Genomic DNA, 26,169 nt, shown 5'->3' with positions numbered 1-26,169 from the left:
AGAGAGCAAGGAAAACGGTTGCGTCGGGCTAAAACGGGCCAATTCAGCCCGATTTTTAAAAGTTGAATTCGATCAGTTGAATACCGCTGGCGTCCAATTGGATCATTGAACCTTCGCTATGCCATGCGCCTAAAACGGCACGCTCAGCAGCTTTGCCTTGCAGCGTCAGGGCGTGAATAGCGGGGCGATGTGTATGTCCATGAATCAGCAGACGTACCTGCTGGCGTTGCATCGCGGCTTCAACAGCCTGCTGATTAACATCCATGATGGTCAACGACTTATGCTGATTAGCTTGTTTGCTGTCGGCACGCATGCGCGTTGCGATGCGTTTACGAATAAACAGTGGCAGCGCGAGAAACAGCGTCTGAATCCAGCGTTGATGCACCTTAGCGCGAAAGCGTTGATAGCCTTGATCGTCAGTACATAATGTATCGCCATGCATGATCAGTAATCGATGACCGTACAGTTCAAGAACCTGCTCTTCTGGGAGTAGCGTCATGCCGCTGGCGCGCGCAAAGCGTCGGCCAATCAGGAAATCGCGGTTACCATGAATAAAGTAAACCGGTACGGGTAGGGCGCGCAGTGCATTCGCGATTTTTTGATGCAGCGGATTGGGGTCGTCATCGCCAATCCAGGCTTCAAACAGATCGCCAAGGATATACAACGCGTCGCAATGCGGCGCTTCGCGCTGTAAAAATGCAGAAAACCGGCGGTAATCGCCGGTTCTTCCTGACACAGATGTAAATCTGCAATAAATAACGTGCGCGACATTACTCGCTAACGGTCACTTTCTGGATGACAACGTCATCTTTTGGTACATCCTGGTGCATGCCGCTGCGGCCCGTTGCTACCGCTTTGATTTTCTCAACCACGTCCATGCCTTCAACCACTTCAGCGAACACGCAGTAACCCCAGCCTTGCAGGCTTTCGTCACGGAAGTTCAGGAAGTCGTTATCAGCGACGTTAATGAAGAACTGGGCAGTCGCGGAGTGTGGAGCAGAAGTACGCGCCATCGCCAGAGTACCGCGGGTGTTCTTCAGGCCGTTGTTGGCTTCGTTACGAATCTCTTCTTTCGTCGCTTTCTGCTTCATGCCCGGCTCAAAACCGCCGCCCTGAACCATGAAACCGTTAATTACGCGATGGAAAATGGTGTTGTCGTAGAAACCTTCACGGCAATAATCCAGAAAGTTCTGTACGGTTGCCGGCGCTTTGTCATCGAAGGTTTTGATCACGATATCGCCATGGTTCGTCTGGAAAGTTACCATTTTTGTTGTCCTGTAAAGGTTGTCGTCAGTCACTCAGGCCGCATCATAGAATGGCGTGCCCATTTTTCTCGACGGTTCTTATATCATAATTTGCAATGACGCGTCAGCAGGGCGGCGCAGTTGGCTTGCTTTGCATCGCACGAGCGTTAAAAATACGGCACAATGTCTGAATACCCAAAATAAGTGCCAACCGCACACGTTAATACGGAAACGTTCAATGCTTAAGATCTATAACACCCTGAGTCGACAGAAAGAGGAATTCAAACCCATCCATGCCGGTAAGATCGGTATGTATGTATGCGGCATCACGGTGTACGACCTCTGTCACATTGGTCATGGTCGGACGTTTGTGGCATTTGACGTGGTAGCGCGCTATTTACGTTATACCGGTTATGATCTGAACTATGTGCGCAACATCACCGATATTGATGACAAGATCATCAAACGTGCTAACGAAAACGGTGAGAGTATTGAAACCCTGACCAACCGCATGATTGCAGAGATGCATAAGGATTTTGCGGCGTTGGGTATTCTTCCGCCCGATCAAGAACCACGCGCCACGCGTCATATTGCGGAAATTATTGAGCTGGTTGAGAAGCTGATTGCACGCGATCATGCCTACGTCGCGGACAACGGCGACGTGATGTTTGATGTCATGAGCGACACCGATTACGGCGCGCTTTCGCGACAGGATCTGGATCAACTGCAAGCCGGTGCGCGTGTTGAAGTGGCAGAAGTGAAACGTAATCCCATGGATTTCGTGTTGTGGAAAATGTCGAAAGCGGACGAACCGGCGTGGTCCTCGCCGTGGGGAAATGGTCGTCCGGGCTGGCACATTGAGTGTTCGGCCATGAACTGCAAGCAACTGGGCGAGCATTTTGATATCCACGGCGGCGGTTCTGATTTGATGTTCCCGCACCATGAAAATGAAATTGCTCAGTCAACCTGCGCGCATGACGGGCCTTACGTCAATTACTGGATGCATTCCGGTATGGTGATGGTAGACCGCGAAAAGATGTCCAAATCGCTGGGTAATTTCTTCACCGTGCGGGACGTGTTGCAGCATTACGATGCAGAAACGGTGCGTTACTTCCTGATGTCTGGCCACTACCGTAGTCAGCTTAATTACGGTGAAGATAACTTGAATCAGGCGCGTGCCGCCTTAGAGCGTCTTTATACTGCGCTGCGCCACACGGATAACAGCGTGGCGGCGAGCGGTGGCAATGATTTCGAGGCCCGTTTCCGTGCCGCGATGGATGATGATTTTAATACCCCTGAAGCTTATTCAGTGCTGTTCGACATGGCGCGTGAAGTGAATCGCCTGAAAGGTGAAGATGCAGCATCGGCGAATGGATTGGCGGCAAAACTGCGTGAAATTGCCAACGTTCTTGGCATTCTGCAGCAGGATCCTGAGCAATTCCTGCAAAGTGGCGCGCAGGTGAACGATGAAGAAGTGGCGGAAATTGAGCATTGGGTGAAAACCCGCGCCGAAGCCCGAGCGGCTAAAGATTGGGCGCAAGCCGATGTGGCGCGCGACAAGCTGATCGAACTCGGCGTAATAGTTGAAGACGGCCCGCAGGGATCAACCTGGCGACGCAAGTAAACTAAAGAGGGCGAGAAATCGCCCTTTTTTATTATGCGGATTTTTTATTATGTCGATTGAGCAGCTTCAGATTCGCGGCTTCCGTTCGGTAAGGGATTTGACCCTGCCATTACAGCAGTTAAACGTGGTGAGCGGCCCAAACGGGTGCGGCAAATCCAACCTCTATAAAGCGGTACGCCTGCTGCATGAAGCTGCCTGCGGGCAACTGGCCTTGGCATTAGCGGAAGAGGGTGGCATCCAAAAAGCGATGTGGGCCGGAGGTTTGCGGCAAGGCGATCGCCGGCACGATGCCAAACGGCTTTCTCTCGCGGTGCAAATGGATGATATGGATTATCAGCTGGAGGTTGGCTTTCCTGAGCCGCTTGCAACGAGCTTGTTTAACCTTGATCCACTGGTGAAGGAAGAACATCTGTGGATGAGTGGTCATCAACGGCGTCCTTCAGCCTGCCTTATGCAGCGTAAAAATCAGACTGCTTTTTTGCATAATATTGACGGTGAGCGCATCGCTTATCCGGCGGTGTTGCACCCGGAAGAGTCGCTGTTCGGGCAGCTAGGTGAACCGCATCGCTATCCTGAACTGTCACAACTGCGTGAGCGACTGCGCCAATGGCGTTTCTATCACGAGTTTGCTGTCTGGCCCGGTTCGCCTATTCGCGCACCACAAATTGGCGTGCGTGCGCCGGTGCTGGCGCATGATGGCAGCAATCTTGCAGCGGCATGGGCCACTATTGTTGAGCGTGGTCATCACGAATTGTTGTTTGAGGTGGTGGGTGAAGCGTTTCCCGACAGCGAGTTCCACGTCGATGTGCAGAATGGTCGGTTTCAAATGCTGATGTCGCGCAAAGGTATTTTGCGGCCGTTGGAGAGCGCTGAGTTTTCAGATGGCACACTGCGTTTTCTCTGTTTAGTCGTGGCGCTGCTGAGTCCGCGACCCCCTCAATTTATGGCGCTGAATGAGCCTGAAAACAGTTTGCATGAAGATTTATTACCCGCTCTGGCGCGGTTAATTGCTGAGGCCAGCCAGTTCAGTCAATTGTGGATTACCAGCCACTCGCCCAAACTGGCCACATTGATTCGTCAGCATACGGCGTTGAATCATATTGAGCTGGAGCAAATAGAGGGCGAGACGCGCGTGGTGGGAGAAGCGTGGATTTAAGGCGTCCCCGCAGGGACGCCAGAACATCATGCGGTCACGGTGATACGTTGACCTGCATATTCAACCGTTTGACCAGAAACGATTTTACAACGCTTACGGGTTTCAATCGCGCCGTCGACCCGCACTTCACCATCAGCAATCACGACCTTGGCCTTTGCGCCACTTTCAACCCAGCCTTCCAGCTTGAGCAAATCACAAAGATCAACGTGCGGGAATTTTCCCAGAGAAAAGTTCGCCATTATTTCACCTCATTGTCGTGAAATTCTTCACACGCCTGCAGCGTATTCTGAATCAACGTTGCTACTGTCATCGGGCCTACGCCGCCCGGTACTGGCGTGATATACGCTGCGCGCTCAGAAGCCGCTTCAAAATCAACATCGCCTACTACTTTCCCGCTTTCTAAACGGTTAATGCCGACATCAATAACAATCGCGCCCGGCTTGATCCAGTCGCCTGGAATGAAGCCCGGTTTTCCGACCGCCACCACCAGCAGATCGGCGTGCTCAACGTGATGACGCAAATCTTTGGTAAAACGATGGGTAACGGTGGTGGTACATCCCGCCAGCAGCAGTTCCATGCTCATCGGGCGACCAACAATATTTGATGCGCCAACGACCACGGCATTGAGGCCGTAAGTGTCAATGTTATAACGCTCAAGCAACGTGACGATGCCGCGCGGCGTACAAGGGCGCAGTTTTGGCGAACGCTGGCACAGACGACCGACGTTGTAAGGATGGAAACCATCAACGTCTTTGTCCGGTGTGATACTTTCCAGCACCTTGACGTTATCAATGCCCGCTGGCAGCGGCAGCTGTACCAAAATGCCATCGATTTCTGGGTCATTGTTGAGATCGTCAATCAGCTGCAGCAACCTGGCTTCGCTGGTGGTAGCGGGCAAATCGTAAGAGCGGGAGATGAATCCCACTTCCTCGCAGGCGCGGCGTTTGCTGCCGACATAAATCTGCGATGCAGGATTTTCACCTACCAGAACGACTGCCAAACCCGGTGCACGTTTTCCGGCTGCCAGACGTTGCTTCACTTTTTCCGCAACCTCAAGACGCACCTGCTGCGCAATCGTTTTACCGTCAATAATTTTTGCTGCCATCAGAGAGGAAATCCACTGTGTTGTGTTAAATCGGGGGAAGGTGCCTATTTTGTCAGAAGCGCGACGCGCTGTCAGGTTTTGAATTGCTGACATTGTCTTAAACTTCAGCAACCATGCTGATTGATAAGTCAAAAGCGTTGACTCATTCGGGTCGGCCCGTATAATCCTCGCCATCTCCATGCGCCCTTAGCTCAGTTGGATAGAGCACCGGCCTTCTAAGCCGTAGGTCACAGGTTCGAATCCTGTAGGGCGTACCAATACCTTTCAAGCACTTACGCAAGCTTCAATCCTACCTGATTTCTTCCTTGTGTCGTATTTGTGTCGTGATCACCTAAAAGTGAGTCAATTTTGCGCGCATGCTCCGTTAAATGGTTCAGTGCAAGGTGAGCATAACGACGCACCATTTCTATACTTTCCCAGCCACCCATCTCCTGCAATGCCGATAACGGAACGCCAGCCTGAATCAACCAGCTTGCCCATGTGTGCCGAAGGTCGTGAAAGCGGAAGTCATCAATGCCTGCCCGTTTTAATGCTGCCCGCCATGCGGTATTGGAATCTACGCGCATCTTTTTGACGCTTGCTGTTGTGGTTCCGTCATTGCCACGACAATGCGGTTGCGGAAAGCTTTTTCCCGCTACTGAAACGCGAACGGATAAAGAGAAAGATCTACGGAACGCGGGAAGAAGCCCGCAGTGATGTTTTTGATTACATCGAAATGTTTTATAACTGTAGACGTCGGCATGGTTCGAGTAATCAGATGCCACTTTCTGAATACGAAAACCAATATTATCAACGACATCAGAAATGTCTTGATGATCCGTGGCGATTCAAGAGAAACAAATATGCATTGCGTTAATCCTGATATCGGTTTCGATCAGGCATTATGGTTGGTGATGTATTCAGACTGAGCAGGTTAGCTACGCGTTAGAGCAGTCGCAGACCATTTACTGGTCATATTTGATGCGATTGAAAATCAACTGGCGATACCATGATAGCGCCATCCGGCTCACCAACGACCAACATATATTCATGGCACAAAATCGCCTTTTAATCACGGGGCCAATGAACAGATAACAGCTACGGACCACATTACTTTTAACGTGATGTCTGTTTTGTCCATACCTATATTTCATTGCTCAGGAGGACGCATTCACACCCCAACGCCAGAGAGAGCAAAGAAAATTCATCCGACTCCTTCCCCAGAATTTCCATTCCTACCGGCAGCCCCTTTTGCGTTCTGCCACACGGCATTGTTATGGCGGGCAAACCGCTGATGGCGGCCAGTTCAGGCGCACAGCCAGGGGGCATTTTATTGAGGCTTTCTGGCAGTCGGCGAACCGTGGGATAAAGAAAACCCTCGATACGATTCTGTTCTACAGCCAGCCCGAGTGCATGGGTTAATCGTCGCTGAAAGCGGCGTCCACTCAACCACAACGGGTTTTTCAGGCTTTGACATTCCAGCATTTTTTCAAGCAGCGGGATAAACTCAGCCAGACACTCACCGGAATCCACAATTTCCCGCAGCGTTGTCGGCACGGCTGTTTGTGCCGCCAGCCAGCTGTTTATGGCGACCGGGAATTCATACATGCTCAGGCAAGACTGTGATTCAACCTCCGCCAGAATGGGCAGAGCGATCTCTACGATGACTGCGCCTGCCTGGCGTAATCTCTCCAGCGCCTTGTTCCAGACTGTTCGCTCATCGCTATTTTCTGACTCCAGCGCGCGAATCACGCCTAATCGCACGCCTTTCAGCGATGTTGGCGATAATTCAGCAACCTCTTCACCGTGCAGAATGCCATGTAACAGCGCTGCATCCCGGACACTGTGGACCATGGGGCCAACGGTATCCTTGCTCACGGACAGCGGCGCAACGCCCGCGAGCTGCTGTCTCCGGAAAGCGGGACGCAGTCCGACCAACCCGGTGTAGCTGCATGGAATGCGAATCGAACCACCGGTATCAGTTCCCAGCGCACCATCTGCCATTCCGGCAATCACAGAAGCAGCACTGCCTCCGCTGGATCCGCCTGCGGTTAACGCCGGGCACAGTGGGTTACGGACATCGCCCCCAGAGAACTCCGGGAGCGAACATCAAAAGCAAACTCTGACATATTCGCCCTTGCCAGAATAATCGCCCCTGCTTTACGCAGACGCTGGATCACTAACGCATCCTTAGCCGCGATGACCGATTCCAGCGCCTTACACCCCAGCGTTAGCGGCAAAGATGCACAGGCAATATTATCTTTTACAATGAGGGGGATGCCATGCAGGGGCCCCAAGCTTTTCTTTTCGCGGCGTAATTGCTGACACTTTTCTGCTTGAGAAATGGCCTCCGGGTTTACCCCGAGAATCGCGTTAAGGTGCAGGTTCTGCTCGACTATCTCCAGTCGTCGGGCGATCTCTTCCCGGCAGTCAGACGGTGGTACAAGACGCATAGTTCGCATTGAGTGATGACCTATTTCAACTTAAACCTGCGGGCAAATTTCATGGCTGTTCTGCTCCCAGCCAGGTCCCGCAGGATACCTGTTCTTTCTACACTCTCATGGTTGCATACGTATGCAATCTAAAAAATCCTTTACCTCACAAAAACAAAATAATTATTTTAAAACCAAAACACCAATTACTCATTACCGGCACCATCCCCCAGCCAGACGGCTATATGTTTCATTGTCGACACTGGCTGGAAACAGGCTTATGTTATTAATTCTCAAAGAGACCAATAGCCTGCATCAATCAAAATCCCTTCATGAAGAAGATTATGGCTGAAACGATTTCAATGCGGCTTACAAAGTTCATTGTCTTTAGTTATTTGTTTCCCATTGCATCAGTTTCCCTTTGGCATTTATCCTGCTACATGTTTATGAGAACAAGTAAGTGAGCAAATTAAGCATCGAGGCTTTTTACGATACGGTTGTCAGATTTATTTACCTGCATTGAAAATTCAACGGAGTTTTGTTGGTCATGATTAAAAAAATAATCTGTTTAATTTCTTTAATGATGTTCACTGCTTCCGCCTTCTCGGCAACGCAATGTGGCCCTTTCTATTTAAAGGCTAATAAAAGTGGTTGGATTTATGTCAATGGTGAACGGTCAGAGACGCAGAAAATTACCTTTCTGAAAGAGAAAGATGACTATGACAACGTTAAGTTACAGTGGCGGGTAAAAAACGCTAAAGCGCCAGGTATGCTGGGAATGGAACAAATATATCGAGATGGCAAAGCGATTTTGAATGTAGAGGTGATTCGTACTCACCAAAGCCAGATACGTATACATGGCACATACGATTGCGAAAAAGTCGACTAAAACAAATATTTATAGAACCCGCTTCGGCGGGTTTTTTATTGGAGTCAATATGCCATTTCAGGTCAATTACAGGCTGGGACACCTTGTGAAAATCGACATGTTGATTTTTCTGATGTGTATCTGCTGTGTTCAGTAAGAGCCAATCCTGAAAAGTTGGCTGGGCATTACGAATCATTGCTGTTGAATTGTAACTCGGCGGCCATGGAAGTGAACCGGCAGACGTAACGCGGGTGGTTCTGTTATGTCTTGTCATTCTTACCCAACACGTTCATTAGCGAAACGGCAAAAAATTAGTGCCGACATAATAAAAAGTGCATTAGTAATACAATATAAGATTTTGCCCTCATGCCTATCTACCATTCAAGTGTTAGGCTGCATTGTTGCTGCTAATCCTCCTAAGCGGCAGGATGTAAATGGTCATCACGGTGAATACTGTGGGTAATCGAACATGAGCCGGTTTGGCCATTCAATGGCTTACCGGGAGGCACCCGGAGCAGCAGCTTTATCTCAGCCACATCCTCTGAATTCTTTTAAGTGAAGGAGAATTTACGGTGTGGTTGTTTTAATGTAATTCTGGCGTTAGCCCTTATGCTATTACCCACATATCGAACGCGCTTAATTCCCCTGACACAGCGAAATATTACGGTTTCAGTAGGATGATTTTTCGCCTCTGTAAAGTTACATTCCATTTGCATCTTATTGACGAGTTGTTAGAATAAGTCTTAAGAAAAGCGGTTGGTGCTGAAATCCACATTACGCATTCTGCTTTTACTTTAGAAATAGCCACCGGACAGGGTGGCTTTTTTTATGGCCTAAAAGACAGCGCTGTAAGCGCATTCTGGCGAGGTGAGAAAACGCTCAACGCGTTGTTAAAAAGTCGGAATTTAACCCACGATTTCGCCATCCGCGTTAATGTAATGCGGTTGTACTCATGCTCTAAACGTGCGCCAGCGGTCCTGCGTACCACGTCGTAAAGCAGGGAGATCATTTGCTACCAATGCGCGACTTCAGGACTATAAACATCAAGTCATCCGTCATCGGTGCTGCATTTTTTCACTGTCATGCCGCCGCCCATCAAAGCGTCCGTTGCCAACGGGAATGTGGACGGTTTTGATCTGAACTTCTTTTATTCTCTTTATTTGATTGGATCTAAATTGGCGACTCTGTCGCAGCAGCAGAAAGGCGGCGAACGCCTCTCGAGCAATGCCCAATGTTTTTTGGATTCAGCCGTTAAGTTGTGTACCAACTCGGTCAGAATGCCCGGCGTAGGGAGCAAAATCGTTAGGCGTGCTCAGCGGCAACAGAGCCAGCGGCAGCCCATTCTTCACCCCAGCGCAGTAGAGCAAAAGCATCATTGTCTATGCTTAAAGCAGGCCAATACTCAGGAGGCGAGATGACCGAGCAAGAATTCCGAAAATTATTAGCGGATAAAGGGTTTGATGAACCGGTTTGGGTTGAGCGAGCTCCCGAAACACAACTCGATAACCATGTGCATTCTTTTGAGGCGATGGCGCTGATTACTCATGGCGACATCACCATTTTTACGGAACACAGCGAAAAGACTTATCACGCAGGAGAGATTTTTCATCTGCAACCCAACGTGCCGCATCGCGAGGAATTTGGCGAGCAGGGCGTACGTTATCTGTCGGGAAGGAAAGAGAGTGATTAATCACTGCAGATAACGCGCTATTCTCACGCTTTCGTGAAGTGCCGCACGCCTTGCTGGGGTGGGAGGACTACAGTTAACAGACCAACCACAGCAATCACGGAGGTCACCATGTCTGAACGTCCCGATTATGAAGAACCGGTTCCTGATGATGCCGAATATCCGGCATATGAAGATGACGATGAAGAGTTACCTGAAGGCTCAGATGAAGGGATTGATCCGCTGGAAGATGAAGATGGAAATGACTTTCCCGATCCTGCTAAAAACATCTAAAAACTCAAAACCGCCTCCAGGCGGTTTTTTTAATTCGGACATCACTCGATTCTGCAGCCACTCAAAAACGTGAATAAAATCCAGTATACTTTTCACCGCTATTTTGCCTTTCCATTCGTTCACTGAGGTTTTATGACGCCACTCGACGATCTTTTTCAGCGTCTGTCGCGCTCTCCATTCAGGCAGCGCTTTGCATTGGGTAAAATTGAATATGATTATTGCCTAAATAAAGGCGAAGTTCAGGTACGCGAACATGCGGCTGACTTCATCAAACAAAGGTTGGCAGCAGCCGAACCAACTAATGACGGCAAGCAAACGCCGATGCGCGGTCATCCGGTATTTATTGCTCAACATGCTACCGGCACCTGCTGTCGCGGCTGTTTGCGCAAGTGGCACGCGATTCCTCAGCATCAGGCATTGACGACTGAGCAACAGGCGTATGCCGTTGAAGTCATCCTGCACTGGATTCATCAGCAAATGCAGAAGCCTGCGCCTGTAGCAAAAACACGCAAAGTGAAAAAACAGGACACCAACCCACAGCTCGATCTGCTTTAACGGTGAATTATGCTGTTTTTTGGTTGAATTTTCGGCGCTCAAGCCACTTTCTTCATTCCTGGTTTATTCTTAAATCTTTCTACAACCTCATATGCCAGGATAATGACCTGACACGGCACTTTTTATAAAAGAGGGAATTATGAAGAAAACAATGATTGCACTGTCTGCACTTTTACTGGCGTCCCCTGTTTTCGCCGCAACGACTACCGATAACACGGTTGCTGAAGCGCACAAAGGCGCCGATACAGCGAAAGAAAAACTGCATCAATCTCAGCACCAGGGCGAAGAGCTGAAACTCAAATCTAAAAATGCAGCGGAAGGCAAAAGCAACGCCACCAGCAGCAAGATTGAGGAAGGCGCGCAGAAAAACTGGAATAAGACCAAAGAAGGCACTGAGAAAGGCTGGGATAAAACCAAGCAGGGTGCAGAAGATTTGAAAAACAAAGCAACTAACTAATTGATTTAGTAAGTTGTTTAAAAGAAAAACCCACCAATGCGGTGGGTTTTTTTATGGTTGGCATATTCACAATCTGGAAGCATTACTCTTTAGCGGGGGTCTCCAGCTGCTTTTTGCTTTCTTCAACTGCGGTGTCCGACTGCTTTTTGCCTTCCTCGATAACCTCTTCATCAAGCTCTTCAATGTTCTGGCGGTTATCGCGCCCAGAGAGTAAATTCCAGCAGGCGATAAACAGCGCAGCAATCACCGGACCAATAACGAAGCCGTTGATGCCGTAAATTTCCATTCCGCCTAACGTGGCGATCAGAATCATATAGTCTGGCATTTTGGTGTCTTTGCCCACCAGCAGTGGGCGCAGAATGTTATCCACCAGGCCAACCACAATCACGAAGAAGCCCACCAGGAACAGACCTTTCCACAATGCACCTGTGGCAAAGAAGAAGATGGCGGCAGGTGCCCAAATAATCGCAGAACCCACGGCGGGGATCAGGGATAAAAAGGCCATCAACGCGCCCCATAACAGGCTGCCATCAATGTCGATGAACCAGAAGGCCAGTCCACCCAAAATACCCTGCACAATGCCTACGACTACCGTGCCTTTGACGGTTGCACGCGAGACAGCGGCAAATTTTCCTAACAAATGGTGTTTAACGTAGGTCGAAAGCGGCAGCGCTTCTAAAATCAGATGCACCAGATAAGAGCCATCTTTCAGTAGGAAGAACAGCAGGTAAAGCATCACGCCAAAGCCCACGGTAAAACTAAACGTGCCTTTACCGATGATAAATACGCTGCCCGCCGCATACTGGCCGCCTTTCAGGGCAAACTCAGAGAGTTTTTGCTGAATTTGCGCTGCATTATCCAGATTATGCTCCGTTAGATAATGCTTCGCCCACTGCGGTAAATGCTGCATTAACTCAGCAAAAACCGTTGGAAACTGGGTCGAATTACCCTGCAATTTGGTATACACCGTGTTGATTTCTACCGCTAACGAAGAGGCAATAATCATCAACGGCGTGAACACGATCAAACAGATACACAGCAAGGTCAGCAGCGAAGCCAGCCCGTTGCGGTCGCCCAGTTTGTTGCGCAGCAGTGATTTAAGCGGATGAAAGATTACCGCTAATACCGCAGCCCACAAAATGGGAGAAAAGTAAGGGGATAACACATCGAAGAAGGCGACTGTTACGATCGCCAAAATCAGCAGGAAAAACCCAATATTCAATCCTTTAAAGCGCATTGAAAAACCTCATATAAAACATTCCTTGGTCAACCTAAAGTCATTCCGATTACGGTATTTACAACCGATGAGGTCATCAATACATAACCGAAAATAAGAAAGGTTTTTGTTTTTTTACCGCAGCCAGCGCCAGCATGATCAGAGCCAATCCCCCAAAAGGGATAGCAAGCAGTGAAAAGTAGACATCTTCTCTCCTCAGATTCTGGGCCTTTTAACGACGCGCGTTGGTTTGCCTACCGCAACAGGCGGGACTGAAGCCTACATTAGCGTAGCGGGTTCGTTTGAAAAAGTAGATTAAGAATATTAATGAAAGCAGCGGAATCTGCCGATAAGAGAGTAACCGAGCAAAAAACGAGCAAGATAATGAAAGAACTGAGGCTAATCGTCGTCGCCATGATGCTGGTGGGCTGCGCGACCAAACAATATCCGCAAGCACCTGCGGTGACGACAGAAGAAACCACCGCCTTTGATTGCAAAGCCGTTGAACAGGAAATCGTTAAAGCCCACAGCGTACAGAGTGAAATCAGCGAAACGGGCCGTTTCGATGTGCTGACGGTGCTGGGGTTTATTGGTGACTTTGGTTTGGGAAATGGGTTGGCTAAACATTCAGCCACTAAAAAAGCGGATGTGCGGCTAAATCAGTTAGAAAATTTAAAAACCACTAAATGTTCCCCCGCCGTGGCCTAAAGCCAGGCAGTCGTCTATAAAAAAGCCAGCTCAGATGAACTGGCTCGATTTAAATGCCGTTATTTATACGCGAGTGCTTTGCGATGGCAGCTGCATTTTCACGTTTTCAGCTGCACGTTTTCCGGCAAGAAAAGCGTGGTCAGAATTGTAATATTCCCACTCGCTGTAGCGTCCCGACAGATGAATATCCTGAGTAAGCAGCCATTGGCGAATCAGGGCCACATTCGCCTGGCGAGCATGATCGTAAACCACATACGCATAAGGCATATCTACCTGAGTGGCAGAGATAATCGCATCTTCAGGACGAATCATGCCCACTTTGATGCAGTCTTCACGGCAGCGCTCAATCAGTGCGTCACCTTGCAGCATGAGTGGCTTCTCTTTGCTGTAGGTCATTTCACATGTCAGGCCAAATCCGCCGGGTGAATTGCAGTGCGGGCTGGCATTGCCTTGGACAAAAATACGATGGAACAGCGTGTCACCCGGATAGTAAATCCAGTGCTTTTCAGTCAGGTTGGCGCGATCAATGCCTAAATTCACACAGCGTACCGAGACGTATCGTAGTTTTTTGGCAGCAAGCTGCACATTTTCAGGGACTTCATCACCCATTATTTTGATCAATTCCGGCAACGGCATGGTACTGATCAACTGTTCATAACAATAATGACGCCCATCCGCCAGCATGGCGATATGCGCCTGCGGCAAGATTTTCACCAGCGCCGCATCGGTTTCCAGCGTACATTTCAGATGCGGTAAAAAGCCTGACATCAACGCCTGAAAACCGCCGTGCAACGGATAGCCAAAACGCGCATTCGGCCCAACCGGTTTCGCCAGCGGTTGGATTGCACCCTCTATGATTTGTGCCAAATCCGGTAATGGCACGCGACCGCCAAGCCAGGAGGTTTCCATCTCGGAAAGCGGCACCTTCCAGAGCTTTTTGTTGTAAGGCAGGGCAAAATGGCGGGCGATGCCTTTTCCCCAAGTGCGCATAATAAACTGCTCGAAATTCTCAGCGCTTTCTTCGCCTTCAACTGCACAGGAATCGCCATCGGGTATCGCGCCGTCAGCACAACAATCACGGCGCTGACGCGCCACATCCAGCGGCACAGTGCGCGCTTCCGTCTCACCGTAACGGGCATCAATGGCACCCAAAATACACTCTTTCACCACGTCGGCAGGCAAACCATACAGTGCTGACTGGAAAGGGTAACGCGTATAAACCCCGTCGTTGTAAACCCAGGCTTCGCGTTCTTGCCAATGTAAGTTATCGCCTAGCAGCATTTCATAAAGTTGCAGGACATAAGGATCTTGCGAAAACATAATGTGCCCGGCGTAATCGAAGGTAAAACCGTTGTCTTCAATTGAACGGCACCACCCACCGGGTGACGCATTTTTTCCAGCACAACAGCGCCTTCACCGTAATGATAACCCGCGCTCAGGCCGGTCGGCCCGGCACCAATAATCAGGCAGGGCACCGCTTCAGACTCTTCAGTGGGTGGTGTTAACCAGCGCACTGCCGAATCGTTTTCTGTGGGTTCACCGCTGCGCTGCGCGGCATCGTTCTCCTGTATCAGCGCCTGCTGCATCAGTGCGTGGATCTGCTCTGCGGTACGATCCCAAGAGGTGGCGGCTACCTTTGCCTGCATTTTTTTGCCAGCGTCAATCGCTCATCGGACGGGAGCTGCAACGCCGCTTCACAAGCCTGGATAAATTCCCTAGGGTTATGCGCCACCGCAACCAAATCGGCATAATGACGTGCCACGTCGACAATGGCGGTGCTGACAATCGGCAGTTGCGCCGCCATGTATTCCAGCACTTTGGTCGGTGAGATATAGCGAGTCGATGCATTGATGGCAAAGGGCATCAGGCAAACATCCCAACCCGCAAGGAACTGCGGCAGCGCCTGATAAGGCTGCTGACCAAGCCAGTGAATATTGGGTCGTTGTGGCAAATTGGCCGGATCAATTTTAACCACCGGGCCAACCATCACGATTTGCCATTCAGGATGGCTATCCGCCAGCGCGGCAATCAGCGGCAAATCGATACGCTCATCCAGCACGCCATAGTAGCCAAGGCGCAATGGCGGAACGTCATCATGCAAAGGATGATGATTGCTGCGATCCAGCGCTTGTTCAAAATGGATTGCATCAACGCTGCTGGGAAAACAGTGTACCTGCGGATGTTTGTCTTTTTTCGCTTCATACAAACTGGTGCCGCCGGTAAAAACTAAATCAGCGCGCGTTAATAATGCAGATTCGCGCTGCTGCAATTGGCGCGGAGCTTGATGAAAGGCGGAAAGTTCATCCATGCAGTCATAAATCACCAGCGCGGGCTTGAAGGGCGTCAACAACGGCAGTGCCATCGGCGTGTAAAACCACACCAGCGGGCGCTCATTCTCTTCCAGCAAACTTGCCAGCAGCAATTGCAACGGCGCGATTTGGCTATCGTGAAAACCGGGTGCCTCGATATCCGTATGCGGCTGGATTACGGTAATGTTTGCGGCGGGGGCGCTCTGTTTCAATCCTGCCGGGCCTGCCTGATACAGCGGTTCTTCAACAAATAACACGCGGTAATAGCGCGCCAGACGCGTCAGCAAATGCTGTGGCCGTTGAAAGACAAATCCCCACCGTAAATGACTGAATACGATTAAAACCGGTTGTTTCATAGTGTTCTCCTGATCGTGCTGGGTAGAGAAGGTAAGAGCTTGTAAGGCATGCTGTGCCTGGCGAAGGGCGCTGGCGTAAGGTTGCTGCAGTTGACGCGCAAAGGGATCGGGCCCGAGTCGGTCAAGATCCCAAAGTCCACTTCGGGTCCAGAAGCCAGGATCTTCCCACAGCGGTCGGTCGATGATGGGATAAAGGCAGATGCCGAGCAGCTCAACGCCTGACAACTGCGCCTGCGCGACCTGCGCGCTGACTTGTAAAATCCACGCACCGCGTCCGCTGCCGACGTGGCTGGTTTCCGCTAACAGCAAAGGGCGTCGATAGCGTTGATAAACATGCGATAGCATCTCATTCAGCGGTTTGCGCTGTGCATCACCCAAGTGCCAATAGAGCCTGCGGTTGCTGGTGTTTTCCCATTGATTGTCGTGGTAGTAATTGACGCCCACGAGATCCAAATAGCGTGGATCACCCCCAGTTCGGGATTGCGCTTGCCGCTCAACATGTCCCATGCCTGATATTGCGTCTCACACATGCTCTCCGCCTGTTGCTGGCTGGCCTCGCTTTCATCTTCAGGCACAATGTGAATCAGCGGATCGCAGTGCAAAATGCGCGCGCGCGGATCGGCCTGCCAGATCGCGTCACACGCTGCCAGCGTGGCGCGCACCAACTGTTGCTTGGCGGCATCGGCCCGATCCTCTTGAGGAATATCGGGCAATGCGAACAGACCAACCGAAATGCCCCAACTCAGAAAAGAGATTTCATTGATGGGGGAATAAACCGGCGCGTCGTCATACCAAGGCGCAAGAAAACCCGCCAGCGCTCCGCAGAAAGCGGCGAAGCGCGGAATAAAGTCAGCATCGAACAGGCTGACATTGGATGGCCAACCGTAATGACAAATTGTCCAGCTCAGTTGAATGCCGTGCTGTTTTGCCATCGCCATACGCTGCGCCACGGATGAAAAGTCATAGCTGTCATCGCGTTCACACAGTCGCCAACCGACACTTTCGCGTGCCGTGTTGATTGCAAAGGGCTTGAGTGCGGCGTAATCCTCTGCGCAGCGCGCCTGATGAGCATTGATATGGTTCATTGCCAATGCTTCACCGTGCGGATTAACGTGATCGGCACCTTCATAGCCGGCCTGCCAAAAACTGGAAAATGGCGTCATTGCATCTCCTGTACAGAAAAAGAGCAAAAACATCTTGCTGACATGTCGTCGGAGGACGAGTCAGGTAAGAAGAGAAATACGATGCAGACTGGCTGGCCTAACCCTTCTGATTTGTCAGACGATCCATGCGAAAAACGATGAACGTTTGTGCGGGCAAGAAAATGCATCCCAGGCAAACAGAAGATAGCGGGAGAAGCGCTAACGCTATCGAGGTTTTGATTTGTATAGGTTTCTCATACATTTCAAATGAAAAAGGAAACCTTACTGGAAAGTATAGGTAAGCACGATTTTTAAGCAAACTATTGAAGTAAAAAAGAAAAAGCAAAGCGGTAAAGTGGTTCCGGTCTTTAACAGGAAATCTCTTTGTAAACATTAGACTTTAAGAGGAAGGGGGCAAGATCTGTTTTTAACGGAAGAAGATCCTTTTCGGTTTAATACGATCTCAGGATTAATAGCACGCGCTCCGCTTTAAATGCCGTTCCCACTCTCTTTTGCAACTTTAAACCGGCTTGATTATGGTATGGCCTAAATAATCAGGCATGCAGGGAAAGGTGTCGCTCAGTGGGCTCACCTCTCATCACTCAGGATGTTTTATATGCTTTCATTCGACTGGCATCGATTTTTGCTCAACGACCAACCGGCTACGTTTTTGTTTGAAGTGGTGGTGCGCGTATTACTGGCTTATGTCGTGGTGTTTACCTTTCTTAAGGTATCGGGAAGAAGGGGCGTACGTCAGCTTTCACTGTTTGAGCTGGTAGTGATTTTGACGCTGGGATCGGCGTCCGGTGATGTCACTTTTTATGATGATGTGCCGGTATTGCCGGTGGTTTTAGTGTTTATCGTGATGCTGGCTTTATACCGCTTCACCACGTTTCTCACTGCGCGTAGCGTGCGCTTCTCTAAGTGGATACAGGGCGATGTTGTCACGCTGATCAAAGAGGGCCTGTATGTCCTTGAAAGTCTCGACAAGCTCAATATTTCTGAAGATGAGTTTTTTATGGAACTGCGTCAGGATGGGGTAGAACATCTCGGTCAGGTACGACTGGCGCTGATTGAGGTCGATGGGCAACTCAGCATTTATTTTTATGATGATGATGAAATGCGAGCAGGACTCAGCGTGTTGCCACCGGAACATCGGCAGGATTTTGCGCAGATCCCTTTCACGGCTTTGTACGCGTGCACCCATTGCGGGCAGACGGAAGAGATAGGAAAGGGGCAGAGTAGAACCTGTTCGCGCTGCAAAGAGACGTTATGGTCGGTTGCGCTAAAAACTCGCCGTCTGCATTAGTGAATAACGGCGAGGTTAGCGTGTTAGAAAAAGGTGACTAACTTTTTCTTTTGCTGGCCTTCGCCATCAAAATTACTCTCCTCCAGCCAGCCGGATAGCGCCTGATTGATACGCGGCCATTCACTGTCAATCATTGATAACCAGTCGGTATCCCGATTGCGCTGTTTGCGCGTCATCGTCTGGCGAAAGCGTCCCTCAAAAGTAAACCCTAACCTTTCAGCAGCACGACGCGAAGCCAGATTGGTCGAGTCACAGCGCCAGGCTACGCGGCGGTAGCCTAGAGAAAAGAGCGTCTTCAGCAGCAAATACAGGGCTTCTGTCCCGATAACATTGCGCTGCATCAGGGGCGACCAGGTCACATGACCTATCTCAAGCGCGCCGTTATCCACCTCAATATTGGCAAAGCACACCACGCCTACTGGGCGCTGCGTTGTTTTATCTACTACCGTAAAGGGCACTAATTCCAGATTATCGACTTTATCGATGACCCAAAACCTCAACTCTTCAACGGAGTTGGGTTTGTTAGTACTCAACCAGGTCCAGTCACGATCATCTTCCGCCAACGAAAAAGCCTGATACAGCGCTTCACTGTGCTCAGGGTCAAGCGGCGCCAAAAGGCAGTAATTCCCTACAATCGCCTGACGAAGAGGTTTTGCTACGGGTTGCCAGTCAGGCAGGGCCCACCCGATTTGCTGTCCATATTGATTGATGTTCACGCTGCCTGTTCCTGCAAAGTGTTGAAGAGAATAAACATAGGTTTTTGCAGCAGCAATGTACAGGCAGGTCGAAGCGTGGGCGTGAGGCAGGTCGAGAACTAAAAGGTAGGTGGGGCGACAAAATAAGCCGCCCCTTGGGAATTACAGCGTGGCTTGCGTGGCTGCCATGCCCGGCACCAGAATCACTTTGCGGCAATCCTCTTTGCGCTTCTCAAAAATCTCATAACCGCGTGCAGCGTCCTCCAGCGGCATGTGATGGGTAACGATCTCTTCCGGGGTCAAATGCCCTTGCTCGATTAAATTCAACAGATCTGGCAGGTAAGCATGGACATGCGTCTGGCCCATTTTAAAGGTAAGCCCTTTATCGAACGCATCACCAAACAGAAAGCCGTGAATGAATCCAGCGTAGACGCCCGGTACGCTGACAATGCCACCTCGACGTACTGCGGCAATGCACTGACGCAACGCTTTGCCGCTGCTGCCTTCCAGTTTTAAATTGGTGAGTACGGTTTCAGTCAAGCTGCCTTTAGCCTCAAAGCCAACGGCATCAATAACCGCATCGACACCCCGATTGCCGGCACTGTTTTCAATGATAAAGGCGGCAGGATCGTCGTTTTTGTCGAAGTTAATCGGGATTACACCGTAACGTTCCCGCGCAAATGTCAGTCGATAATCATTATGATCGACCATAAAAATCTGCTCGGCACCTTCCAGTCGGGCGCAAGCCGCACTCAATAAGCCGACTGGGCCTGCACCAAAAATCGCTACGCTTGAGCCTTTTTTGATTTCGGCATTTTTCACGGCTTGCCAGGCAGTAGGCAGGATATCGGAAAGGAACAGCACCTTTTCATCCGATAAAGTCTCCGGCACTTTAAACGGCCCGGCGTTGGCTTTAGGGACGCGGACATATTCGGCCTGGCCTCCCGGCACGCCACCATACAGTTTGCTGTAACCAAACAGCGCAGCGGGTGGCGTAATTTTTTTACGATTGATTATCGCGCCTCTGCCGCTGTTGGTGTTTTCGCACGCAGCATATTGATGCAGATGGCAGAAAAAGCATTCGCCACAGGCGATGACAAAAGGAATGACAACGCGATCGCCTTTGGCGACGGCCGTGACGCCGCTACCGGTTTCCACAACTTCCCCCATAAACTCATGGCCAAAGATATCGCCGTGATCGGTTCCGGGAATTTTGCCGCGGTATAGGTGCAGGTCTGAACCGCAGATTGCTGTGGCAGTCACGCGCAGAATAATGTCATCAGCGGCTTCAAGCCCGGGATCGGGCACATTATCAACGCTGACTTTATGTGGGCCATGGTAGGTTAATGCTTTCATCTGTTCGACTCCTTTGATCAGTGAATTGCCGTCTATTCAAGAGGAACACCGTTGCGGCAATATCAGAATGACTCAGGGTGGGGAATGTAGAATACATTTCCGCTAGGTTATTCAACCTGCATTGAAGTGTAGCCAGCTCGATTTAAGTAAGCCGAGCGGCCCAATGACATAAGCGTAGGATTTAAGCGGATTGGCTGTTTTTGTCGTCATTTACTGGCGTAGTGATCGCCGGAATCTGAGGGTTTGCGTGATGCCAGCCAAGCGTATCGGCAATGGCTCGTCGGTAAGGCGTATCGATTTGCGCCGGGACCTGCTCAATGTAACTTCGCGCATGGGCGCGTTTATCGCCAGACAGCTGCTGAAGGTAGTTGAGTACCTCCTCAACACTGGGAATGCGCCCTTCAGTAAAATCCACGCGCGCGGGCAGGCCAGTCCAGATCAGGGCTTCAATGCCCTTGCTGCGTGCCCATTTCTCTATTCCTCCCTCGGCTTTATCACCGATCAACATTATGCCTAAGCCATCCACCCGTTCGTCTGGAATGCCTTCGCGCTTGCGCAGTGATTTGCAGGCTAATGCAAGTGACGATGTCGACATCCAGGCCCAGAAGACGGGAATCGGAGCGGCATTCGGGCAGATCGCAGTGGCTAATTCACCGCCATCGCCGATGCGACAAAATTCAATCTGCATCAAGGGGCCGTCTGCTTGCCAGTTTCCTGCAAGTGGCAATACGTCAGGCTTCCAAATCAGCGATCCCCAACCCAGGCAAGCAATTTTCATGTTTTAACTCCTGTTAAGCCATTAAAAACAGTGCAAATCAATTCAACGGGACTGCTTAAAGTCTGGCAAAGATTACGTCACGACGGCAGGAAAATTTACAGGCAGTTAAACGTTCAGGGCACCTCTAACCAAGCGCGATAAGGTGTGCGCCAGCAGGTCGACAATCATCGCAACAATGGGAGTGCCAGTATTTTGGCCGGTTTAAATCACAACATGAACAGTTGGCAGCCACCCGCTAAGAAAGTGCACGTCGTGCAAAATTTGCCCGTTTCTACCGTGTTTAACGCTTAAGTTGCCGCTGAACTTGATGTTAAACCGTCAAGTAGTGTAAAAAGATGCCGCGCAATCGATTACGTTTTAAAGGGTGGAGACGCGTTTTACGGGGCTTCGTCCCTGTTGACCACCTGAACGCTAAGGCAGCGGATTTTCTTGAAGTTGCGCCCGTTGTCATTGATCTCACCGGCACATCGCGCTTGTGCTCATCCTTGTGAAGCAGGGCAGAGCAGCAAGTGGACGTTAATTTTGCAGTCGCAAAACGCAGCGGCGTTGATTGCACGTTTATTGGATCACCAGATGAAAAACACGCAAACCGGCACGCTGGGTGCCCTTGAGACGTCAACGGAAAAAGGTTGGCAGAAAACCGACACCATGTGGATGTTGGGATTGTACGGCACCGCGATTGGTGCCGGCGTGTTGTTCTTGCCAATCAACGCAGGCGTTGGTGGGTTGCTTCCGTTAATCATTATGGCGATTCTCGCCTTTCCCCTGACTTTTTTGCACACCGCGCGCTAACACGCTTTGTCCTTTCAGGCAAAAATCCTTCGGGCGACATCACTGAAGTGGTGGAAGAGCATTTCGGTACGGGCGCGGGAAATGTCATTACACTGCTCTATTTCTTTGCAATCTATCCCATTTTATTGATGTACAGCGTGGCCATTACCAATACGGTTGAGAGCCTGCTCGTTAACCAGTTGGGGTGGGTTGCACCGCCGCGTGTGCTGCTGTCGCTGGTGCTGATTATGGGCATGATGACCATTGTGCGCTTCGGTGAGCAGATGATCGTTAAGGCAATGAGCGTGTTGGTCTATCCCTTCGTGGCCGTTTTAATGTTAATGGCGTGCTATCTGATTCCTCACTGGCACGGTGCGGCGTTGCAAACGATGGAGGTGAATCAGAGCAGCGGAAACGGTTTATGGATGACGCTGTGGCTGGCAATTCCGGTGATGGTGTTTTCTTTTAATCATTCGCCCATCATCTCTTCTTTTGCCGTGGCGAAGCGTGAAGAGTATGGCGAGGAGGCGGAGAAAAAATGTTCACGCATTTTGGCGTATTCGCATCTGTTGATGGTTGTGACGGTAATGTTTTTTGTTTTCAGCTGTGTACTGAGCCTGTCGCCAGACGATTTGCATGCAGCAAAAGCGCAGAACATCACCATTCTTTCTTACCTTGCCAACCACTTCCACGTACCGGTTATTGCCTGGCTCGGCCCTATTATCGCGATAGTTGCCATTACTAAATCGTTCCTGGGGCACTATTTGGGCGCGCGTGAAGGCTTTAATGGGCTGGTGAACAAAGCGCTGCGCAGCCAGGGAAAATCGGTCGCGCCGAACACGCTGAATCGCCTGACTTCACTGTTTATGCTGCTTACCACCTGGCTGGTGGCGACACTTGATCCCAATATACTCAGCATGATTGAAACGCTTGGCGGGCCGATCATTGCGGTGATTCTGTTTCTGATGCCGATGTATGCCATCCAGAAAGTCCCGGCAATGCGCAAATACAGCGGTAAGATCAGCAATGTGTTTGTGGTACTGATTGGTCTGATCGCAATTTCAGCGATTTTCTTCTCACTGGTACGTTAAACGTTTAGCGCCGCTATGCGGCGCTTAATCCGGCGCATTTTTTTAACTTCTTTTTACTTCAATCGGATTGCAATACGCTGGTCTGCGAGTTGTTCAAGATGAGAAACCAATTCACCTGCCTGATGCTCGGCAAAAACAGTAATGCCGTGCTGACGAAGAAGTGTTGCCGCCACGCCAGCGCCGGGATGCTGCTGACCGCTGAAAGATCCATCGTAAATTCTCTGGCTTCCGCAGGTTGGGCTGCCATCGCTGAGTAGGGCAAAGCGGCAACCCGCATCCTGAGCCGTTTTTAGCGCCAGCCATGCCCCAAGTAAATAGGGTTGTGTGACATCGCTGCCATCGCTTTCTACAATCATCGCCCGCCCGGCTAATACATCCTCACCTGAGCCGCCAATAATTTCAGCCGGTAAACGTGGCGTTGCTAAACCGGCTGCCAGTTCGGGGCAGTGAACGACTAAACGATTTTCTCGCTGCCAGCGATCGAGGGTATCCAGCACCAGCGCTTTATCGCTGCCGTTGTAACGCACACGGAAGCCCATCAAACAGGCGCTGATCAAAATTTTCTCTTTAACGTTTCCTGAAGTCTTAATCAAAACCGTTCTCGCTAGCGTTGATTTATCTGCTGGTTACAGCGTTCAGTTATTAGCATGTGAGTGAGGGAACGAATAATGAGTAATGCTTAACTGAGATGCCTTAACAGCAGTACAGAACGGCTATACCGGGGAACCGGCATGTTTTATGAGATATAAGCTGTGAGACATGCGTTTTTTATTTATTCCTGTTTTTATATTTATCAGGGCAGTCTTGATTTAATTTTTATCGCTATCTGGTCAGAGCACAGACCTATTTCTGTTGAGTTACGAAAGTAATTTTTGTCCTTATTATGGATTTTATCTATTTTGGAAATGTTTATTTACGGCTGAGTTAATAAGTGAAAATTATTTTGTATAACATGACAATTTTTCACCCATTCGCTGTGCTGGAGATGCTATTCTTGCGCTGCGGCACTAGTGATGTGGTGTTGTGTGCTTCAGTTTTCCCTTAATAAAATGTAAGGGTTTTACCCCGTTTGGTTGGTGTGGATATTTAATCCCCGATCGTTTTCGATCGGGTTTTTATTCACCTTTACTCTCCCCCGCATTATGCCGTTATTTTCATTCTTCAAAGGTTACATTTCAGGCATTGGTTTTTTTAACGCTATTTCATCAGAAAGTTCTTATTTATTCTGGGTTATTTAAATGCCTGAAAGTCTGCTTTGCTAAATAAACTTTCAGCGCCATCTGTATCAAAAGTTATGACAATCGTTAAGGAATCGATAAGACAGCGTAATAGTGTGTAAGTTACCGATCTTTAAGACTTTTGGAGATGCTGCACACCCTCCATATGGATAATAGTCATCTCAACGGCGATACATCAGTCGTTGCCATTGGAGGTAGTACCATGAAAAAAACAACATTAACGTTTATCGCTTCACTTTTAGCATGCAGCACACTGTTTTCAAGCGCGTCTTGGGCTGATGGCCCGGGCGATCACCATGGGCAACCGTGGCAGCAACAGCAGGGCGGTGGCGACCGTCATGACGATCGCGGACGCGGGGCGGGTCATGATGATCATCACAACCAAGGCGGCCCTCGCGGCGATCATGACAATCGTGGCGGCTCTCACGCTGACTATCATGGCGATCGCGGTAATGATCGCGATCACTTCGCCTGGAACGGCCACGACTTCCGTCGCGGCCACTCAGTACCACACGAATATCGCGGCGACCATTATCGCGTGAATGACTGGCATGAACGCGGTTTACGTGAACCGCCACGCGGTGAACACTGGGCCTATATTGACGGTAACTATGTGCTGATCGCTGCGGCTACTGGTGTGATTACCTCACTGATCCTGAGCAACGCGTTCCATTAATTTCCCTCACGGATGGCTACGGCCATCCGTGCTTCTTTCCGCTTCCTTCTCACTAGGCTATTCTGACACTTCATTCTGAGGTTCCCTTTTTAAGGAGTCATGATGACGATGGTTAAAATGGTTGCGGTTGATATGGACGGCACCTTTCTTGATGATAAAAAACAGTACAACTCGCCTCGCTTTCTCGCCCTTTATCACCAGCTCAAAGCCCGCAACATAAAATTTGTCGTCGCCAGCGGCAATCAGTATTACCAGCTCAAATCTTTCTTTCCTGACATCGCCAGTGAAATTGCATTTGTGGCTGAAAATGGCGCATGGATCATCGATCGTGATGAGGAACTTTTTGCGGCGCCTTTTCTCGCAGCGACATTAACGCGGTGATCGATACGCTGCAAAACGGCCATTATCCGGGTTTGCGCTATCTGCTCTGCGGCCGCAACAGCGCTTATTATTTCGATGAAACCGATGAAAAATGGCTAGCGAAAATGCGTCATTACTGCCATCGGCTGAAAAAGATCGGCAGCCTCGATGAAGTACAAGATGACAAGCTGTTCAAATTTGCACTTAACCTCTCTGATGATTACGTCGAACCTTTGATGGCTGATATTACGCGCTTACATCAAGGCGCGGCGGCAGCGACCTCCAGCGGGCATGGCTCTGTTGATTTAATCGTTCCAGGTAACCATAAAGCGCACGGTCTTGATTTACTGGCGAAACGCTGGGGCATTTCGCATGACGAAGTGCTGGCTTTTGGCGATGGCGGCAACGACCTGGAAATGCTTAAGCAATCTGCATTCAGTTTTGCGATGGAAAATGCGCCGCAGCGGGTGAAAGAGAGCGCACGCTACCTGGCTCCGCACAACAACGAACAGGGCGTATTGCAGGTGATTGAGCACATGCTAGCGGGCGAGGCACCTTTTACACCTACATCTTCGCGTTGACTGGATTTATTCTTTGCTTTACCGATATTCAAAAAATGACATTATCGACTTTTAAATTATCATATCGGGATTAAACGCCGCGGTAGAAGCGATAGGCTCAAGCTGGTGGGGCGCGGCGCTTGGTCAGTGTGTGCAGTGGCGCAGCGCGATGGCGGCGAAGGAAATTAACGCGCGGATTGCCGGAAAATATTCAGGCGCCAGGT

Annotated in this window: 20 protein-coding genes, 1 tRNA gene and 6 pseudogenes; 14 read left to right on the top strand and 13 right to left on the bottom strand. The window is 50.0% G+C overall.

Features of this window, described 5'->3' with window-relative positions:
* Positions 1-55 precede the first annotated feature (55 nt).
* Both lpxH and ppiB read right to left on the bottom strand, forming a co-directional pair.
* Positions 56-771: pseudogene (gene lpxH, locus KQP84_RS16865) on the bottom strand (UDP-2,3-diacylglucosamine diphosphatase).
* Entirely contained in the window at positions 771-1,265 is a 495-nt protein-coding gene (gene ppiB / locus KQP84_RS16860; protein WP_215847394.1) for a peptidylprolyl isomerase B, read from the bottom strand. The pseudogene lpxH and the gene ppiB overlap by 1 nt, the downstream one beginning before the upstream one ends.
* 217 nt (positions 1,266-1,482) lie before the next feature.
* Here ppiB and cysS point away from each other — a divergent pair, with 217 nt between their 5' ends.
* Together cysS and KQP84_RS16850 are read left to right on the top strand one after the other, a co-directional pair.
* A complete protein-coding gene (cysS, locus tag KQP84_RS16855) occupies positions 1,483-2,868 on the top strand; it encodes a cysteine--tRNA ligase (RefSeq protein ID WP_215847393.1) in 1,386 nt (461 codons plus the stop codon).
* A gap of 49 nt (positions 2,869-2,917) precedes the next feature.
* Positions 2,918-4,024 carry an AAA family ATPase gene (locus KQP84_RS16850; RefSeq protein ID WP_215847392.1) on the top strand — a complete coding sequence of 369 codons (1,107 nt, stop codon included), beginning with the start codon at positions 2,918-2,920 and terminating at the stop codon, positions 4,022-4,024.
* A 26-nt stretch (positions 4,025-4,050) separates the two neighbouring features.
* On the opposite strand, the gene ybcJ is transcribed toward KQP84_RS16850, so the two are convergent.
* Together ybcJ and folD are read right to left on the bottom strand one after the other, a co-directional pair.
* Complete coding sequence (ybcJ, locus tag KQP84_RS16845) at positions 4,051-4,263, bottom strand: ribosome-associated protein YbcJ (protein WP_215847391.1); 213 nt, start codon at positions 4,261-4,263, stop codon at positions 4,051-4,053.
* A complete protein-coding gene (gene folD, locus KQP84_RS16840) occupies positions 4,263-5,129 on the bottom strand; it encodes a bifunctional methylenetetrahydrofolate dehydrogenase/methenyltetrahydrofolate cyclohydrolase FolD (RefSeq protein WP_215847390.1) in 867 nt (288 codons plus the stop codon). The genes ybcJ and folD overlap by 1 nt, the downstream gene beginning before the upstream one ends.
* A gap of 180 nt (positions 5,130-5,309) precedes the next feature.
* On the opposite strand from folD, the gene KQP84_RS16835 reads away from it, so the two are divergent.
* A tRNA-Arg gene (locus KQP84_RS16835) sits at positions 5,310-5,386 on the top strand.
* 15 nt (positions 5,387-5,401) lie between these two features.
* On the opposite strand, the pseudogene KQP84_RS16830 reads toward KQP84_RS16835, so the two are convergent.
* Positions 5,402-5,725, bottom strand: a pseudogene (locus KQP84_RS16830) (site-specific integrase); the annotation flags it as partial.
* Between KQP84_RS16830 and KQP84_RS16825 the strand changes: the two are divergent.
* Positions 5,725-5,985: pseudogene (locus KQP84_RS16825) on the top strand (IS3 family transposase); the annotation flags it as partial. The pseudogenes KQP84_RS16830 and KQP84_RS16825 sit on opposite strands and share 1 nt — an antisense overlap.
* A gap of 266 nt (positions 5,986-6,251) precedes the next feature.
* Here KQP84_RS16825 and KQP84_RS16820 read toward each other — a convergent pair.
* Together KQP84_RS16820 and KQP84_RS25475 are read right to left on the bottom strand one after the other, a co-directional pair.
* Positions 6,252-7,175, bottom strand: coding sequence for an amidase family protein (locus tag KQP84_RS16820; RefSeq protein ID WP_252515454.1), 924 nt, complete (start codon positions 7,173-7,175; stop codon positions 6,252-6,254).
* A complete protein-coding gene (locus tag KQP84_RS25475) occupies positions 7,160-7,561 on the bottom strand; it encodes an amidase family protein (RefSeq protein ID WP_252515299.1) in 402 nt (133 codons plus the stop codon). Before KQP84_RS25475 ends, KQP84_RS16820 begins: the two co-directional genes overlap by 16 nt.
* A 526-nt stretch (positions 7,562-8,087) precedes the next feature.
* Between KQP84_RS25475 and KQP84_RS16815 the strand changes: the two genes are divergently transcribed.
* The 5 genes from KQP84_RS16815 (at position 8,088) to KQP84_RS16795 (ending at position 11,380) form a co-directional block, all read left to right on the top strand.
* Positions 8,088-8,429 carry an STY1065/STY2022 family phage-derived protein gene (locus tag KQP84_RS16815; protein WP_215847389.1) on the top strand — a complete coding sequence of 114 codons (342 nt, stop codon included), beginning with the start codon at positions 8,088-8,090 and terminating at the stop codon, positions 8,427-8,429.
* A gap of 1,393 nt (positions 8,430-9,822) precedes the next feature.
* Positions 9,823-10,098: a cupin domain-containing protein gene (locus KQP84_RS16810; protein WP_215847388.1), complete on the top strand. Its 276-nt coding sequence runs from the start codon at positions 9,823-9,825 to the stop codon at positions 10,096-10,098.
* Between the two features lie 108 nt (positions 10,099-10,206).
* A complete protein-coding gene (locus tag KQP84_RS16805) occupies positions 10,207-10,368 on the top strand; it encodes a hypothetical protein (RefSeq protein WP_215847387.1) in 162 nt (53 codons plus the stop codon).
* Between the two features lie 132 nt (positions 10,369-10,500).
* The gene (locus KQP84_RS16800) at positions 10,501-10,923 is read left to right on the top strand and encodes a DUF4186 domain-containing protein (protein WP_215847386.1); all 423 of its coding nucleotides are present in this window, start codon (positions 10,501-10,503) and stop codon (positions 10,921-10,923) included.
* A 139-nt stretch (positions 10,924-11,062) separates the two neighbouring features.
* Complete coding sequence (locus KQP84_RS16795) at positions 11,063-11,380, top strand: KPN_00521 family repetitive protein (protein ID WP_215847385.1); 318 nt, start codon at positions 11,063-11,065, stop codon at positions 11,378-11,380.
* An 82-nt stretch (positions 11,381-11,462) separates the two neighbouring features.
* Here the strand turns inward: KQP84_RS16795 and KQP84_RS16790 are convergent, their stop codons facing one another.
* Entirely contained in the window at positions 11,463-12,617 is a 1,155-nt protein-coding gene (locus KQP84_RS16790; protein ID WP_215847384.1) for an AI-2E family transporter, read from the bottom strand.
* A 363-nt stretch (positions 12,618-12,980) separates the two neighbouring features.
* On the opposite strand from KQP84_RS16790, the gene KQP84_RS16785 reads away from it, so the two are divergent.
* A complete protein-coding gene (locus KQP84_RS16785) occupies positions 12,981-13,304 on the top strand; it encodes a hypothetical protein (protein WP_215848323.1) in 324 nt (107 codons plus the stop codon).
* A gap of 63 nt (positions 13,305-13,367) precedes the next feature.
* Here the strand turns inward: KQP84_RS16785 and KQP84_RS16780 are convergent.
* Positions 13,368-17,132: pseudogene (locus KQP84_RS16780) on the bottom strand (glycosyltransferase).
* 595 nt (positions 17,133-17,727) lie between these two features.
* Here KQP84_RS16780 and KQP84_RS16775 point away from each other — a divergent pair.
* A complete protein-coding gene (locus KQP84_RS16775) occupies positions 17,728-18,420 on the top strand; it encodes a YetF domain-containing protein (protein ID WP_215847383.1) in 693 nt (230 codons plus the stop codon).
* 23 nt (positions 18,421-18,443) lie between these two features.
* Here the strand turns inward: KQP84_RS16775 and KQP84_RS16770 are convergent, their stop codons facing one another.
* The 3 genes from KQP84_RS16770 to KQP84_RS16760 form a co-directional block, all read right to left on the bottom strand.
* Positions 18,444-19,136 carry a GNAT family N-acetyltransferase gene (locus KQP84_RS16770; RefSeq protein ID WP_215847382.1) on the bottom strand — a complete coding sequence of 231 codons (693 nt, stop codon included), beginning with the start codon at positions 19,134-19,136 and terminating at the stop codon, positions 18,444-18,446.
* 141 nt (positions 19,137-19,277) lie between these two features.
* On the bottom strand, positions 19,278-20,471 hold the full coding sequence (locus tag KQP84_RS16765) for a zinc-dependent alcohol dehydrogenase (RefSeq protein ID WP_215847381.1): 1,194 nt from the start codon (positions 20,469-20,471) through the stop codon (positions 19,278-19,280).
* A gap of 181 nt (positions 20,472-20,652) precedes the next feature.
* Entirely contained in the window at positions 20,653-21,249 is a 597-nt protein-coding gene (locus KQP84_RS16760; protein WP_215847380.1) for a hypothetical protein, read from the bottom strand.
* Between the two features lie 573 nt (positions 21,250-21,822).
* Here KQP84_RS16760 and KQP84_RS16755 point away from each other — a divergent pair.
* A pseudogene (locus tag KQP84_RS16755) lies at positions 21,823-23,111 on the top strand (HAAAP family serine/threonine permease).
* A 53-nt stretch (positions 23,112-23,164) separates the two neighbouring features.
* Here the strand turns inward: KQP84_RS16755 and KQP84_RS16750 are convergent.
* The gene (locus KQP84_RS16750; protein ID WP_309140181.1) at positions 23,165-23,701 is read right to left on the bottom strand and encodes a 2-thiouracil desulfurase family protein; all 537 of its coding nucleotides are present in this window, start codon (positions 23,699-23,701) and stop codon (positions 23,165-23,167) included.
* An 850-nt stretch (positions 23,702-24,551) separates the two neighbouring features.
* Here KQP84_RS16750 and KQP84_RS16745 point away from each other — a divergent pair.
* Together KQP84_RS16745 and KQP84_RS16740 are read left to right on the top strand one after the other, a co-directional pair.
* Positions 24,552-25,025 (top strand): RcnB family protein, encoded by a 474-nt coding sequence (locus KQP84_RS16745; protein ID WP_215847379.1) that lies wholly within the window; start codon positions 24,552-24,554, stop codon positions 25,023-25,025.
* A 102-nt stretch (positions 25,026-25,127) separates the two neighbouring features.
* Positions 25,128-25,966 (top strand): annotated as a pseudogene (locus tag KQP84_RS16740) (Cof-type HAD-IIB family hydrolase).
* The last annotated feature ends 203 nt before the right edge of the window (positions 25,967-26,169 follow it).

This window comes from Candidatus Pantoea bituminis (genome assembly GCF_018842675.1).
In the GTDB taxonomy this organism is placed as follows: Bacteria; Pseudomonadota; Gammaproteobacteria; order Enterobacterales; family Enterobacteriaceae; genus Pantoea; species Pantoea phytostimulans.
Note: the sequence above shows the minus strand (reverse complement) of the source record. Positions and strands in the feature narration are given on the sequence as shown.

What these genes read in the sequence shown, in the direction of transcription:
- KQP84_RS16815 (WP_215847389.1), top strand. Translation starts at nt 8,088, where the DNA reads ATGATTAAAAAAATAATCTGTTTAATTTCTTTAATGATGTTCACTGCT.
- ppiB (WP_215847394.1), bottom strand. Translation starts at nt 1,265, where the DNA reads ATGGTAACTTTCCAGACGAACCATGGCGATATCGTGATCAAAACCTTC.
- ybcJ (WP_215847391.1), bottom strand. Translation starts at nt 4,263, where the DNA reads ATGGCGAACTTTTCTCTGGGAAAATTCCCGCACGTTGATCTTTGTGAT.
- KQP84_RS16745 (WP_215847379.1), top strand. Translation starts at nt 24,552, where the DNA reads ATGAAAAAAACAACATTAACGTTTATCGCTTCACTTTTAGCATGCAGC.
- KQP84_RS16795 (WP_215847385.1), top strand. Translation starts at nt 11,063, where the DNA reads ATGAAGAAAACAATGATTGCACTGTCTGCACTTTTACTGGCGTCCCCT.
- KQP84_RS16805 (WP_215847387.1), top strand. Translation starts at nt 10,207, where the DNA reads ATGTCTGAACGTCCCGATTATGAAGAACCGGTTCCTGATGATGCCGAA.
- KQP84_RS25475 (WP_252515299.1), bottom strand. Translation starts at nt 7,561, where the DNA reads ATGCGTCTTGTACCACCGTCTGACTGCCGGGAAGAGATCGCCCGACGA.
- KQP84_RS16800 (WP_215847386.1), top strand. Translation starts at nt 10,501, where the DNA reads ATGACGCCACTCGACGATCTTTTTCAGCGTCTGTCGCGCTCTCCATTC.
- KQP84_RS16790 (WP_215847384.1), bottom strand. Translation starts at nt 12,617, where the DNA reads ATGCGCTTTAAAGGATTGAATATTGGGTTTTTCCTGCTGATTTTGGCG.
- folD (WP_215847390.1), bottom strand. Translation starts at nt 5,129, where the DNA reads ATGGCAGCAAAAATTATTGACGGTAAAACGATTGCGCAGCAGGTGCGT.
- KQP84_RS16810 (WP_215847388.1), top strand. Translation starts at nt 9,823, where the DNA reads ATGACCGAGCAAGAATTCCGAAAATTATTAGCGGATAAAGGGTTTGAT.
- KQP84_RS16785 (WP_215848323.1), top strand. Translation starts at nt 12,981, where the DNA reads ATGAAAGAACTGAGGCTAATCGTCGTCGCCATGATGCTGGTGGGCTGC.
- KQP84_RS16775 (WP_215847383.1), top strand. Translation starts at nt 17,728, where the DNA reads ATGCTTTCATTCGACTGGCATCGATTTTTGCTCAACGACCAACCGGCT.
- cysS (WP_215847393.1), top strand. Translation starts at nt 1,483, where the DNA reads ATGCTTAAGATCTATAACACCCTGAGTCGACAGAAAGAGGAATTCAAA.
- KQP84_RS16760 (WP_215847380.1), bottom strand. Translation starts at nt 21,249, where the DNA reads ATGAAAATTGCTTGCCTGGGTTGGGGATCGCTGATTTGGAAGCCTGAC.
- KQP84_RS16850 (WP_215847392.1), top strand. Translation starts at nt 2,918, where the DNA reads ATGTCGATTGAGCAGCTTCAGATTCGCGGCTTCCGTTCGGTAAGGGAT.
- KQP84_RS16765 (WP_215847381.1), bottom strand. Translation starts at nt 20,471, where the DNA reads ATGAAAGCATTAACCTACCATGGCCCACATAAAGTCAGCGTTGATAAT.